Origin of the sequence: Enterococcus sp. AZ088 (assembly GCF_051714845.1) — a bacterium.
Classification (GTDB): Bacteria; Bacillota; Bacilli; order Lactobacillales; family Enterococcaceae; genus Enterococcus; species Enterococcus faecalis.
In genome coordinates this window covers 149,722-163,150 of record NZ_JBIOSQ010000001.1, presented here as the reverse complement: position 1 = coordinate 163,150, position 13,429 = coordinate 149,722, and the positions used below count along the sequence as shown (strand labels likewise).

The 13,429-nt window shown below is 39.6% G+C and carries 18 protein-coding genes; 1 reads left to right on the top strand and 17 read right to left on the bottom strand.

Features of this window, described 5'->3' with window-relative positions:
- Positions 1-55: 55 nt before the first annotated feature.
- The 17 genes from rpsQ to rpsL all read right to left on the bottom strand — a co-directional run bounded on the left by rpsQ (position 56) and on the right by rpsL (position 12,377).
- Positions 56-322 (bottom strand): 30S ribosomal protein S17, encoded by a 267-nt coding sequence (gene rpsQ, locus IGL17_RS00735; protein ID WP_002359348.1) that lies wholly within the window; start codon positions 320-322, stop codon positions 56-58.
- 23 nt (positions 323-345) lie between these two features.
- On the bottom strand, positions 346-534 hold the full coding sequence (rpmC, locus tag IGL17_RS00730; RefSeq protein ID WP_002383858.1) for a 50S ribosomal protein L29: 189 nt from the start codon (positions 532-534) through the stop codon (positions 346-348).
- Positions 524-958 (bottom strand): 50S ribosomal protein L16, encoded by a 435-nt coding sequence (rplP, locus tag IGL17_RS00725; RefSeq protein ID WP_002356208.1) that lies wholly within the window; start codon positions 956-958, stop codon positions 524-526. Before rplP ends, rpmC begins: the two co-directional genes overlap by 11 nt.
- A gap of 2 nt (positions 959-960) precedes the next feature.
- On the bottom strand, positions 961-1,617 hold the full coding sequence (rpsC, locus tag IGL17_RS00720; protein WP_002356207.1) for a 30S ribosomal protein S3: 657 nt from the start codon (positions 1,615-1,617) through the stop codon (positions 961-963).
- Positions 1,618-1,683: 66 nt separating this feature from the next.
- Positions 1,684-2,031 (bottom strand): 50S ribosomal protein L22, encoded by a 348-nt coding sequence (gene rplV / locus IGL17_RS00715; protein WP_002356206.1) that lies wholly within the window; start codon positions 2,029-2,031, stop codon positions 1,684-1,686.
- 21 nt (positions 2,032-2,052) lie between these two features.
- Positions 2,053-2,331, bottom strand: coding sequence for a 30S ribosomal protein S19 (gene rpsS / locus IGL17_RS00710; protein WP_002356205.1), 279 nt, complete (start codon positions 2,329-2,331; stop codon positions 2,053-2,055).
- A gap of 42 nt (positions 2,332-2,373) precedes the next feature.
- Positions 2,374-3,204 (bottom strand): 50S ribosomal protein L2, encoded by an 831-nt coding sequence (gene rplB, locus IGL17_RS00705; RefSeq protein ID WP_002356204.1) that lies wholly within the window; start codon positions 3,202-3,204, stop codon positions 2,374-2,376.
- A 39-nt stretch (positions 3,205-3,243) separates the two neighbouring features.
- On the bottom strand, positions 3,244-3,534 hold the full coding sequence (locus tag IGL17_RS00700) for a 50S ribosomal protein L23 (protein WP_002356203.1): 291 nt from the start codon (positions 3,532-3,534) through the stop codon (positions 3,244-3,246).
- Entirely contained in the window at positions 3,534-4,157 is a 624-nt protein-coding gene (gene rplD / locus IGL17_RS00695) for a 50S ribosomal protein L4 (protein ID WP_002356200.1), read from the bottom strand. The genes IGL17_RS00700 and rplD overlap by 1 nt, the downstream gene beginning before the upstream one ends.
- A 25-nt stretch (positions 4,158-4,182) precedes the next feature.
- Positions 4,183-4,812 (bottom strand): 50S ribosomal protein L3, encoded by a 630-nt coding sequence (gene rplC, locus IGL17_RS00690; protein WP_002356199.1) that lies wholly within the window; start codon positions 4,810-4,812, stop codon positions 4,183-4,185.
- A gap of 21 nt (positions 4,813-4,833) precedes the next feature.
- A complete protein-coding gene (gene rpsJ / locus IGL17_RS00685; RefSeq protein WP_002389727.1) occupies positions 4,834-5,142 on the bottom strand; it encodes a 30S ribosomal protein S10 in 309 nt (102 codons plus the stop codon).
- Positions 5,143-5,490: 348 nt separating this feature from the next.
- The gene (locus IGL17_RS00680; protein ID WP_033624286.1) at positions 5,491-6,657 is read right to left on the bottom strand and encodes an SAM-dependent methyltransferase; all 1,167 of its coding nucleotides are present in this window, start codon (positions 6,655-6,657) and stop codon (positions 5,491-5,493) included.
- Positions 6,658-6,928: 271 nt separating this feature from the next.
- On the bottom strand, positions 6,929-7,753 hold the full coding sequence (thiD, locus tag IGL17_RS00675; protein ID WP_010713619.1) for a bifunctional hydroxymethylpyrimidine kinase/phosphomethylpyrimidine kinase: 825 nt from the start codon (positions 7,751-7,753) through the stop codon (positions 6,929-6,931).
- Positions 7,754-7,934: 181 nt separating this feature from the next.
- Complete coding sequence (gene tuf / locus IGL17_RS00670) at positions 7,935-9,122, bottom strand: elongation factor Tu (protein WP_002356194.1); 1,188 nt, start codon at positions 9,120-9,122, stop codon at positions 7,935-7,937.
- A gap of 150 nt (positions 9,123-9,272) precedes the next feature.
- Positions 9,273-11,354: an elongation factor G gene (gene fusA / locus IGL17_RS00665; RefSeq protein ID WP_002356192.1), complete on the bottom strand. Its 2,082-nt coding sequence runs from the start codon at positions 11,352-11,354 to the stop codon at positions 9,273-9,275.
- An 83-nt stretch (positions 11,355-11,437) separates the two neighbouring features.
- A complete protein-coding gene (gene rpsG / locus IGL17_RS00660) occupies positions 11,438-11,908 on the bottom strand; it encodes a 30S ribosomal protein S7 (RefSeq protein ID WP_002356191.1) in 471 nt (156 codons plus the stop codon).
- Between the two features lie 55 nt (positions 11,909-11,963).
- Entirely contained in the window at positions 11,964-12,377 is a 414-nt protein-coding gene (gene rpsL, locus IGL17_RS00655; RefSeq protein WP_002356190.1) for a 30S ribosomal protein S12, read from the bottom strand.
- Positions 12,378-12,721: 344 nt separating this feature from the next.
- On the opposite strand from rpsL, the gene rpiA reads away from it, so the two are divergent.
- Positions 12,722-13,402 carry a ribose-5-phosphate isomerase RpiA gene (gene rpiA / locus IGL17_RS00650; RefSeq protein ID WP_016616706.1) on the top strand — a complete coding sequence of 227 codons (681 nt, stop codon included), beginning with the start codon at positions 12,722-12,724 and terminating at the stop codon, positions 13,400-13,402.
- Positions 13,403-13,429: the final 27 nt, after the last annotated feature.

Here is a 13,429-nt window from a genome sequence, read left to right as displayed (position 1 = left end):
TGTGTATCCCCCTTTCAGATTTTGTGCTTCAATCTATTAGGAAATTCTCGTTTTATTAGATAATAACTGCTTCTTCGACTACCTCTAGTAAACGGAAACGTTTTGTAGCTGATAATGGACGAGTTTCCATGATTTTTACGATGTCTCCAACTTTCGCTGTGTTGTTTTCATCATGCGCTTTATATTTTTTAGAATATTTCATACGTTTGCCATAGATAGGGTGGTTTTTCTTTGTTTCAACGACAACTGTGATTGTTTTATCCATTTTGTCTGATACCACGCGACCTTGGTAAACTTTACGTTGATTTCTTTCTTCAGTCATACGCGTTTGGCCTCCTTCCACTATTAGTTAGCTTGTTCACGCAATACTGTTTTGATGCGTGCAATCGATTGACGTACTTCTTTAATACGTGCAGTGTTTTCTAATTGACCTGTTGCTAATTGGAATCTTAAGTTGAACAATTCTTCTTTTAATTGTTTTTCTTTATCTAGCATTTCGGCAGTGGTTAATTCTCTGATTTCTTTAACCTTCATTCGATTCACCACCCATTTCCTCACGTTTTACGATCTTAGTTTTTACCGGCAATTTGTGAGATGCAAGACGAAGAGCTTCACGAGCTACTTCTTCAGGAACGCCTGCGATTTCAAACATGATTTTACCACGTTTAACTGGTGATACCCAGCCTTCTGGTGCCCCTTTACCTTTACCCATACGTACGCCGATAGCTTTACTTGTGTAAGACTTGTGAGGGAAAATTTTAATCCATACTTTCCCGCCACGTTTCATGTAACGAGTCATTGCAATACGGGCTGCTTCGATTTGACGGTTAGTAATCCAGTGAGATTCAGTTGCTTGTAAACCCCATTCACCAAATGCTACTTCTTTTCCGCCTTTAGCTTCACCGCGCATTTTTCCGCGGAATTCACGACGGTGTTTTACACGTTTAGGTACTAACATGATTATTTCCCTCCTTTCTCAGTGTTTTTTTTCGTTGGAAGAATTTCTCCACGATAGATCCACACTTTAACTCCTAGTTTTCCGTAAGTAGTGTCCGCTTCTTCCCATGCGTAATCAATGTCCGCACGTAATGTGTGAAGTGGTACAGTTCCTTCAGAGTATCCTTCTGAACGAGCGATATCCGCACCGTTTAGACGACCTGATACTTGAGTTTTGATTCCTTTAGCGCCAGCACGCATTGCGCGTTGGATGGCTTGTTTTTGAGCACGACGGAAAGCAACACGGTTTTCTAATTGACGTGCAATTCCTTCGCCTACTAATTTTGCATCTAAATCTGGTTTTTTGATTTCAACGATGTTGATGTGAACTCGTTTGCCAGTTAATTTGTTTAATTCTTTTCTTAGGTTTTCGACTTCAGATCCGCCTTTACCGATAACCATACCTGGTTTAGCTGTGTGAATTGAAATGTTAACACGGTTTGCAGCGCGTTCGATTTCAATTGTAGATACAGCAGCATCAGCAAGTTTTGTTGCGATAAATTTACGGATTCTTAAATCTTCGTGTAAGAATTCAGCATACTCTTTTTCAGCATACCATTTCGCATCCCAGTCGCGGATGATGCCTACACGCATTCCAATTGGATGTACTTTTTGACCCACTGATTGTCCCTCCTCTTAAATGTTTAAGCTCTGTTTTCATAAAGAAAACAGCCTATTTCATGAGACTTATTTCTCTGTTACAACTACTGTGATGTGACTAGTACGTTTGTTGATTGGTGAAGCTGAACCTTTTGCACGAGGACGGAAACGTTTCATTGTTGGTCCTTCGTTAACAAATGCTTCAGATACGACTAAGCTTTCAACGTCTAAGTCAAAGTTGTTTTCTGCGTTAGCAACTGCTGACATTAAAACTTTTTCAATGATTCCAGCAGACTTGTTCGGTGTGAATTTCAAGATTGAAATTGCATCCGCAACGCTTTTCCCTCTGATAAGATCGATTACTAAACGTGCTTTACGAGGTGAAGTGCGAACTGTTTTTGCAGTTGCTTTAGCTGATGTAATTTGTTCTGACATTTGCATATCCTCCCCTCAAAATTAGCGTTTAGTTTTTTTATCGTCAGCAACGTGGCCACGATAAGTTCTAGTTGGTGCAAATTCACCTAATTTATGTCCTACCATGTCTTCTTGAATGTAAACAGGGACATGTTTCCGTCCATCATATACAGCGATTGTGAAACCTACGAATGATGGAAAAATTGTAGAGCGGCGAGACCAAGTTTTAATTACTTTTTTCTTTTCGGCACCTTGTTGTGCTTCGACCTTTTTCATCAAATGATCATCGACGAAAGGTCCTTTTTTTAAACTACGACCCATGGTGAACCTCCTCTCAAAATGTACGACACATGGTCAAAAAAATTATTTAGTACGACGACGAACGATAAGTTTGTCTGATTTAGCTTTTTTATTACGTGTTTTGTATCCAATTGCCGGTTGACCCCATGGAGATACTGGCGCTTTACGTCCAATTGGTGTTTTACCTTCACCACCACCGTGTGGGTGATCGTTAGGGTTCATTACGCTACCACGAACAGTTGGGCGTTTACGCATCCAACGAGAGCGGCCAGCTTTACCAATGTTGATTAATTCGTGTTGTTCGTTACCAACTGAACCGATTGTTGCACGGCAAGTTGCTAAGATCATACGAACTTCGCCAGAGTTTAAGCGGATTAATACGTATTTGCCTTCTTTACCAAGTACTTGCGCGCTTGTTCCAGCTGAACGGATTAATTGTCCACCTTTACCAGGTTTCATTTCAATGTTGTGGATAACTGTACCAACTGGAATGTTTTCCAATGGTAATGCGTTACCTACTTTAATATCTGCTTCTGGACCAGATACTAGGCGCATGCCTACTTCTAATCCTTTTGGTGCTAAGATGTATGCCTTAACCCCGTCTTCGTAATGAACTAACGCGATGTTAGCAGAACGGTTTGGATCGTACTCGATCGTTTTAACAACCGCTGCGACGTTATCTTTATTACGTTTGAAGTCAATCACACGGTATTGACGTTTGTGACCGCCACCTTGGTGACGAACCGTAATGCGACCGTTGTTGTTACGACCGGCATTGTTTTTTAATGGCTGTAACAATGATTTTTCTGGTGTTGAAGTTGTGATTTCAGCGAAATCAGAACTTGTCATGTTACGACGGCCATTTGTGGTAGGTTTGTACTTTTTAATCGCCACGTCTTATTTCCCTCCTACGTTGATATTGTTCAGGACTGCTTATTCAGCAGCTTCAAATAATTGAATTTCTTTTGAATCTTCAGTTAATGTAACGATCGCTTTGCGACGTTTTTTTGTATAACCTGCATATTTACCCATGCGTTTGAATTTTGGACGCACGTTTAAGATGTTTACGTTTGCTACTTTAACATCGAATGCTGATTCAACAGCTTGTTTTACTAAAGTTTTGTTTGCGCGAGTGTCCACTTCGAAAGTATATTTCTTTTCGTCCATAGCTAACATGGATTTTTCAGTGATCACTGGGCGTTTGATTACGTCTAGTAATTCCATTATGCAAGCACCTCCTCAATTTGAGTAAGAGCTGTTTGTGTTGCCAAGACTTTGTTAGCTGACACAACATCTAACACACTAACGTTATCAGAAGTTACTACAGAAACGTTTGGTAAGTTACGAGCTGATAAAGCTGCAAAGTCGTTACCATTTTCTAAAACAACTAATACTTTAGTATCGATAGACAAGTTAGCAAGAACTTGTTTGAATTCTTTTGTTTTTGGTGCATCGAAGCTTAAACCTTCTACTGCTACCAAGTTATTTTCAGCAACTTTGTCTGATAATACAGATTTCATTGCTAAGCGACGAACTTTTTTAGGAAGTTTGTAGCTGTATGAACGCGGTGTTGGTCCAAAGACTACGCCACCTCCACGCCATTGTGGTGAACGGATTGAACCTTGACGAGCACGACCAGTTCCTTTTTGACGCCATGGTTTGCGGCCACCGCCACGAACAGCGCTACGATTTTTAACTGCGTGTGTTCCTTGTCTTAATGAAGCACGTTGCATGATGATTGCATCATAGACAACACTTTCATTAGGTTCGATTCCGAAGATTTCTTCATTTAAAGTGATTTCACCGTTTTGAGTTCCATCTTGTTTGAATAATGCTACATTCGGCATTCCTTAGTTCCTCCTTTCCCTACACTTATTTAGCTTTCACAGCTGATTTGATTGTGATTAAAGATTTTTTCGCTCCAGGAATGTTTCCTTTGATTAAGATAACATTTCTTTCTACGTCCACTTTAACAACTTCAAGGTTTTGAATTGTTACGCGGTCGCCACCCATACGGCCGGCTAGTCGTTTATTTTTAAATACACGGTTAGGCGCTACTGGACCCATTGACCCAGGACGACGGTGATAACGAGAACCATGAGACATAGGTCCGCGGCTTTGGCCGTGACGTTTGATTGCCCCTTGGAATCCTTTACCTTTCGTAGTACCTGTAACATCAACAACGTCTCCTGCTTGGAAAACATCTACTTTGATTTCTTTACCTACTTCATATTCTCCTAGCTCAACATTCTTGAATTCTTTAATGAAGCGCTTAGGAGCCGTGTTTGCTTTTGCAACATGACCTTTCGCAGGTTTGTTTGATAAAACTTCACGTTTGTCTTGGTAACCAACTTGGATAGCTTCGTATCCGTCAGTTTCAACAGTTTTTACTTGTAAAACTACGTTTGGCGTAGCTTCAACTACTGTTACTGGAATTAATTCACCAGACTCAGTAAAGATTTGTGTCATTCCCACTTTTTTCCCTAAGATTCCTTTGGTCATGAGTACACCTCCATCTTAATTTTATAGTTTGATTTCAATATTAACACCAGACGGTAAGTCAAGCTTCATTAGAGCGTCAACTGTTTTTGGTGTTGGGTTCACAATGTCAATTAGACGTTTGTGAGTACGCATTTCGAATTGTTCGCGAGAATCTTTGTATTTATGAGTCGCACGAATAACTGTGTAAAGTGAGCGTTCTGTTGGTAATGGAATCGGACCTGATACGTCAGCTCCAGTTCTTTTTGCTGTTTCCACAATTTTATCCGCTGATTGATCTAAAATACGGTGTTCATACGCTTTTAAACGGATACGAATTTTTTGTTTTGCCATCTTGTTCCCTCCTTCGCCTATTTTAAAAGTAGACATAGCTCCACGAAAATTTATCCGGCATGCTCGTTCATGGCAAAGCGTCCGAGCGTGTCGCAACCTCTCGCTTCACAGCCGGCAAATCAAATCGTTGATCTACCAATGCTTTTTACACTCCTGTAAACAGCACCTTTTTGATTATACTATGAAAGGATAGTGTTAGCAAGGATTTTCTGCGTTTTTTCGAAAGAATTTTTTCTTGTTTTGAAAAGCATTTGTTTTGTTTTTCAATTCTTTTCATCCTATTTTTATAAAAAAAGAATTTGGGATTCCTTTTTTACCAGAATCTCAAATTCTTTCTTTTTTATTCTATTAACCAATCCGGCGCATTGGAATATCATTGTTATCTGGATGAACCAATAAATATTGAATAACATCAATATTGCTTGCTTGGAATGAGGCTGCACATGCTTGCAAATATAAGTCCCACATTCGATAGAAGCGCTCCCCTTTTTCGTCAACAATTTCTGTTTCTATATTATGGAAGTTTTTTGTCCAATGTTCCAACGTCAATTGATAATCTCTGCGCAAACTTTCCAAGTCAATCACTTGCAAATCATTTTCTGTCATATGGCCGACTAGCTCAGTGACACCAGGAATATAGCCACCAGGGAAAATATAGCGATTAATCCAAGCATTTTTAGCCCCACCTTGTTGGCGACTGATCCCATGAATCAACGCCGTACCTTTAGGCGCTAAGTTTCGTTGAACGACGTCAAAATATTCATGTAGATTTTCCGCACCGACATGTTCAAACATCCCAACACTCGTAATATGGTCAAAAGACTCTCCTTTTAAATCACGATAATCCATCAATTTGACAGTCATTCGATCTTGTAGACCTTCTTTTTCTATAATATGGCGAATATGATGAAATTGCTCTTCACTTAATGTAATCCCAGTTGCTTTGGCTCCATATTCTTTCACCGCAGTTAAAATTAACGTGCCCCAGCCGCAGCCAATATCCAGTAAAGTGTCGCCCTCTTTGATAAACAATTTATCTAAAATATGATGCACTTTATTCACTTGCGCTTGTTCTAATGTATCTTCAGGCGTTTTAAAATAAGCACATGAATACGTCATTGTTTGGTCAAGCCATTTTTTGTAAAAATCATTTCCTAGATCGTAATGGCTGTGAATATCCTCTTGCGAGCGTTTTTTTGAATGACTTTCTTTAGGAAGCCATTTAATAAATTTAGCATTGTGTAAAAAGCTATCCTTTTGGTTATACACATCATAAATCAGTGCTTGGATATCGCCTTCGATTTCAATTTTGCGATCCATGTAGGCTTCCCCTAAAGTTAACGAAGCGTTATTCAGTAAATCCTTCACAGGAATTTTTTCATTGAATACAATTTTAAAAACCGGATCCTCCGACCCTTGCCCATACTCTTTGACGGTACCATCCCAGTATGTGACTTGTGTCTTTTTTGAAAAAGACCATTTAAACAGTTGACTGTACGTTTCTTTTTCTAACATTGCATACCCTCCATTAAATACCATTTGAAGCCAAAACAAAAAGAAGTCGCTTTCCGGTAGTTCGTCAAAACAAACACCACAGTCCGTTCTAAACTGAAGCACAGAAAAGTTAACACCCCTTCTATGTTCCGCTTCTTTTTTTGCAATTACAGTTCTATTCTACTCCTCTTTTAAAAATTTGAACATTCTTTTAACGTAATACCTACTATTGTTATTCTTTATCACAAAAAAACTAGAGCCAGTCCTTGACAGACTCCTCTAGTTCTAAATATTATGCTTTCTTACACATCCGTTGTTCCGCATGAGTGTATGCGCCATGCCATACGTGCCCCACATAAGGATTAACTTGAATACCGTGTTTAATCGCCGCTGCTACAAATTTTTTCGCTAAAGTTACTGCTTCTAACACCGAATAACCTTTCGCCAAGCCAGCTGTGATTGCCGCTGAAAAAGTACAACCTGCACCATGATTATAATCAGTTGGATATAATTCATTTTCCAAAAGATGCGCGGTGTGACCATCGTAAAATAAGTCCAGTGCTTTTTCACCAGCTAAGCGATGTCCCCCTTTAACCACGACATGTTTGGCTCCCATTTGTACAATTCGTTTTGCCGCTTCTTCCATCTCCGCCACTGAAGAAATTTCGCCTAAACCAGATAAGATGCCCGCTTCAATTAAATTAGGCGTAGCAACTAATGCTAATGGCAGTAAATCGTTTTTTAGGCCTTCCACACTTTTGGGTTGCAGAATTTGTGCCGTTCCCTTACAAGCAATGACTGGGTCAATCACGACTTTTTGAATTTTTTCTTGTTTAATGTATTTGCTAGCCATTTTAATATTTTGTTCATTGCCCATCATCCCTGTTTTCAAGGCCGCTACTGGACCGCCTGCAAAAACCGAAATCAATTGTTTTTCTAAGAGCGTTTCTGGCAATTCAGTTACTTCATGTGACCAGCCTGTCGTAGGATCCATCGTCACAATCGAGGTTAAACTTGAAAATCCAAAAACTCCATACTCTTCAAATGTTTTTAAATCTGCTTGAATCCCTGCCCCTCCAGTTGAATCGGAGCCTGCAATCGTCAATACTTTTTCCATTAAATCACCTAACCTTTTTCTCCAAGTATACGGAAGAAACAAGTCTGCTAAAACAGCCAATTGGCTTATTTTTTAGCCAGCCAATTCCTAAACAAAAAAAAGACCAGAGAATAAATTCTCTGGTCTTACGTCCGAATACCCCAGTTTTTCACGCTGGTTAAAGCTATAGTTAAAAAGTTAATTATTTAACGATTTCAGTAACAACGCCTGAACCTACAGTACGTCCGCCTTCACGAATAGAGAAACGAGTTCCGTCTTCGATAGCGATTGGGTGAATTAATTCAACGTCCATAGCAACGTTATCACCAGGCATTACCATTTCAGTACCTTCTGGCAATTCTACAACACCAGTAACGTCTGTTGTACGGAAGTAGAATTGAGGACGGTAGTTAGTGAAGAATGGAGTGTGACGTCCGCCTTCTTCTTTTGATAATACGTATACTTCAGCTTTGAATTTTGTGTGTGGAGTGATTGTAGCTGGTTTAGCTAATACTTGTCCACGTTCGATATCTTCACGTGCTACACCACGTAATAAAGCACCGATGTTGTCGCCTGCTTCAGCGTAGTCTAATAATTTACGGAACATTTCAACACCTGTAACAGTTGTTTTAGATGTTTCGTCTTTAATACCAACGATTTCAACTTCGTCACCAACGCGAACTTCACCACGTTCAACACGGCCTGTAGCAACAGTACCACGTCCAGTGATTGAGAATACGTCTTCGACTGGCATCATGAATGGTTTGTCAGTATCACGTTCTGGAGTTGGGATATATTCATCAACTGCAGCCATTAATTCTAAGATTTTTTCTTCATAAGACTCGTCGCCTTCTAAAGCTTTCAAAGCAGAACCTGCGATAACTGGAACATCATCGCCTGGGAAATCGTATTCTGATAATAAGTCACGAACTTCCATTTCTACTAATTCTAATAATTCTTCGTCATCAACCATATCCATTTTGTTTAAGAATACAACGATGTATGGTACACCAACGTTACGTGATAATAAGATATGTTCACGTGTTTGAGGCATAGGACCATCAGCAGCAGAAACTACTAAGATAGCTCCGTCCATTTGAGCAGCACCAGTGATCATGTTTTTAACGTAGTCCGCGTGTCCTGGGCAGTCAACGTGTGCATAGTGACGAGTTTCAGTTTCATATTCGATATGAGAAGTGTTGATTGTGATTCCACGTTCTTTTTCTTCTGGAGCGTTATCGATAGAATCGTAGCTTTGTGCTTCCCCGCCACCGTGTTTTGATAATACAGTAGCAATTGCAGCTGTTAATGTAGTTTTACCATGGTCAACGTGTCCGATAGTACCAATGTTAACATGGGATTTAGAACGGTCAAATTTTTCTTTTGCCATTTTGAATGTTCCTCCTAAAAATATAAATTTTATTGTTTGTTTTATATGTGATAGACGTTACTAAAAATCGTCTGATCATCATAAGCTATTTTACACGAAATCTTGAAAAAAGGATAGTTCTAAAAACAAACCTTTTATTCTCAAGAAAAATTATGCGTTGCCGCCGTTTTTCTTGATGATTTCTTCTTGAACAGACTTAGGTACGTCTTCATAGTGGTCAAATACCATCATAAATGTACCGCGTCCTTGTGTTGCTGAACGTAATGTTGTAGCATAACCAAACATTTCAGCTAAAGGTACCATCGCATTAACGATTTGAGAGTTACCGTGTGCTTCCATACCTTCAACACGTCCACGACGACTTGTTACGTGTCCCATGATATCACCTAAGTAATCTTCAGGAACAGTAATTGTAACTTTCATCATTGGTTCTAAAATAACTGGGTTTGCATTTTTAGCCGCAGCTTTCAATGCCATAGAAGCAGCTACACGGAAGGCCGTTTCATTTGAATCGACATCGTGGTATGAACCATCGTAAAGTTTTGCTTTGATATCAACTAATGGATAACCAGCAAGAACACCGTTGTTCATAGAGTCTTCTAACCCTTTTTCAACTGCTGGGATGTATTCACGAGGAACCACACCACCGACAATTGCGTTTTCAAACTCGAAGCCTTTACCTTCTTCATTTGGTGTAAATTCAACCCATACGTGACCGTATTGTCCTTTACCACCAGACTGACGAACGAATTTACCTTCTGCTTTAGTCGCAGCACGGAATGTTTCGCGGTAAGATACTTGAGGAGCACCTACGTTAGCTTCAACTTTGAATTCACGTTTCATACGGTCTACTAAAACGTCTAAGTGCAATTCACCCATACCAGAGATAACTGTTTCACCAGTTTCAACGTTTGTTTCAACGCGGAATGATGGATCTTCTTCAGCAAGTTTTTGTAGAGCCACGCCCATTTTATCTTGGTCAGCTTTTGATTTAGGTTCAACAGCGACTTGGATAACTGGATCAGGGAATTCAATAGATTCAAGAATAACTGGTGCATCTAATGCACATAATGTATCACCAGTTGTTGTGTCTTTTAGACCAACAGCAGCAGCGATATCACCAGAGTACACTTTGTCAATTTCTTGACGAGTGTTGGCGTGCATTTGTAGGATACGACCGATACGTTCTTTTTTGCCTTTTGAAGCGTTCAATACGTATGAACCACTTTCAAGGACACCAGAATAAACACGGAAGAAAGTTAAACGACCTACGAATGGGTCAGTCATAACTTTAAATGCTAATGAAGCGAAAGGTGCTTCGTCATCAGCTGGACGAGTTGTTTCTTCGTCTGTTTTAGTATCGATCCCTTTGATAGCATCGATATCTAATGGAGATGGTAAGTAATCAAGAACAGCGTCCAACATTAATTGAACCCCTTTATTCTTGAATGCTGAACCAGCTAATACAGGGAAGAACTCAACGTTGATTGTTGCTTGACGGATACCAGCGACTAATTCTTCTTCAGTGATTTCTTCACCTTCAAGATATTTCATCATTAAGTCTTCGTCAGTTTCAGCAACAGCTTCAACTAATTTTTCGCGCCATTCTTGCGCTTTTTCTAAATAATCTTCAGGAATATCAGTTTCTTGAATATCTGTTCCCAAATCATTTGTGTAGATTTCAGCTTTCATTTTAATCAAGTCAATGATTCCAGTGAAGTCTTCTTCAGCTCCGATTGGAATTTGAATTGGATGAGCGTTTGCTTGTAAACGATCATGTAATGATTCTACTGAATAGAAGAAGTCCGCACCGATTTTATCCATTTTGTTACAGAATACAATACGAGGAACTTTATATTCAGTCGCTTGACGCCAAACAGTTTCTGTTTGAGGTTCTACACCTGATTGAGAGTCAAGAACTGTTACCGCACCATCTAATACGCGTAGAGAACGTTGTACTTCAATTGTGAAGTCCACGTGTCCTGGAGTATCGATGATATTTACACGGTAGCCTTTCCACTGTGCAGTTGTCGCAGCGGATGTAATCGTGATACCACGTTCTTGTTCTTGTTCCATCCAGTCCATTTGTGAAGCACCTTCATGGGTTTCACCGATTTTATGGATTTTACCAGTGTAGTACAAGATACGCTCAGTTGTTGTTGTTTTACCAGCATCAACGTGGGCCATGATACCAATGTTACGAGTTTTTTCAAGTGAAAATTCTCTTGCCATTTTGTATGTTTACTCCTCTCTTTATTTAAATCGATTGTAAATTGACTTTCTGCTGCCACTTTACGCGACAGACAGAGAGGATCTTACCAACGATAATGAGCAAATGCGCGGTTTGCGTCTGCCATTTTGTGTGTGTCTTCGCGTTTTTTAACAGAAGCGCCAGTGTTGTTAGCAGCATCCATGATTTCTTTCGCTAGACGTTCTTCCATTGTGTGTTCACCACGTAGACGTGCGTAGTTAACTACCCAACGTAAACCTAAAGTTGTACGACGTTCTGGACGAACTTCAACTGGTACTTGGTAGTTAGAACCCCCAACACGACGTGCTTTAACTTCAAGAACAGGCATAACGTTTTTCATTGCTTGTTCAAAAACTTCCAATGGATCGTTACCTGTAGATTCTTTGATGATATCAAATGAATTATAGATAATGTTAGCAGCAATCCCGCGTTTACCGTCAACCATTACACGGTTGATTAAGCGAGTTACTAATTTTGAGTTATAAATTGGATCTGGTAAAACATCACGTTTTGCAACAGGACCTTTACGAGGCATCCGTAACTCCTCCTTCCGAAATATGATTTTTCAAGTTGTTATTGTCTTATTATAATTAAGCTTTAGGACGTTTTGTACCGTATTTAGAGCGGCTTTGTTTACGGTCGTTAACACCGGCAGTATCAAGCGCACCACGAACGATATGGTAACGTACCCCTGGTAAGTCTTTTACACGTCCACCACGTAATAATACCACGCTGTGTTCTTGTAAGTTGTGACCGATACCTGGGATATAAGCTGTAACTTCGATTAAGTTTGACAAACGAACACGGGCATATTTACGTAAAGCTGAGTTCGGTTTTTTAGGTGTCATCGTACCCACACGTGTACAAACTCCACGTTTTTGCGGAGAGTTAACGTTTGTTTGAGTTTTCTTAAAACTGTTATATCCTTTGTTTAAGGCTGGTGAATCAGATTTTTCTACTTTAGATTTACGAGGTTTACGTACTAATTGGTTAATTGTAGGCATTCCTTGTTCTCCTCCTTCCTTACTTCGCTTCTAGTTCCACACATCCAGGTGGTTCTTTTTTCGCGATAAAAAATAATGCAATCTCTGCACTCTTTATCAAATATGCTTTGATAGACAGTCAGCACGTCCCTATAAGGAACCTGTAGATAAAGCACCTTTGTTAGGATACCACGATAAGTATCAGCTGTCAACCCTCTTCTTTCGCCTTTCGAAAAAAAGCTTTTCCTTCTATTTAAACGCACTTTTCCTTTAAAAATTTTTATGACTTTTTCAAAAACTTTCTATCTTTTTTAGTTAATTAACGGTACAATATCTTTGACTATTGAAGGGGGCGGAAAACAGCGATGAATCTGAAACAAATGGTAGGAATCGAAGCTGCAAAATATGTAGAAGACGGCATGATTGTCGGTTTGGGTACTGGCTCAACAGCAAAATTTATGGTAGACGAAATTGGTCGTCGCATAAAAGAAGAAGGATTGTCAATCGTGGGGGTTACTACTTCAAAAGAAACAGAGAAACAAGCCTTGGCCTTGGGCATTCCTTTAAAAAGTATTGATGAGGTTCCGTATGTGGATCTTACGATTGATGGCGCCGATGAAATCAGCGCTGATTTTCAAGGAATCAAAGGCGGTGGGGCTGCCTTACTTTTTGAAAAAATTGTGGCCACTTATTCAAAGAAATGTATTTGGATTGTGGATAAATCAAAAATGGTGGACGATTTAGGAGCTTTCCCACTTCCAGTTGAGGTTGTTCCTTATGGCAGCCGCCAACTAGTGCATTTATTTGAAGAAAAAGGCTATCACCCAACACTTCGTTTAAACGCTGCTGGCGAAACATTAATAACAGATGGAGGCCACCATATCATCGATTTGCATTTAGAAAAAATTACAGATCCAGAAGCTTTAGGTTCTTATTTAGACAACTTGGTTGGCGTCGTTGAACACGGCTTATTTTTAAATATGGTTTCTATGGTAATCGTCGGTTATGAAGCTGGACCGAAAACCTTACATGTTCCCGCACGTTAAGAATGTGTGAAAAAAGATTATTTATAT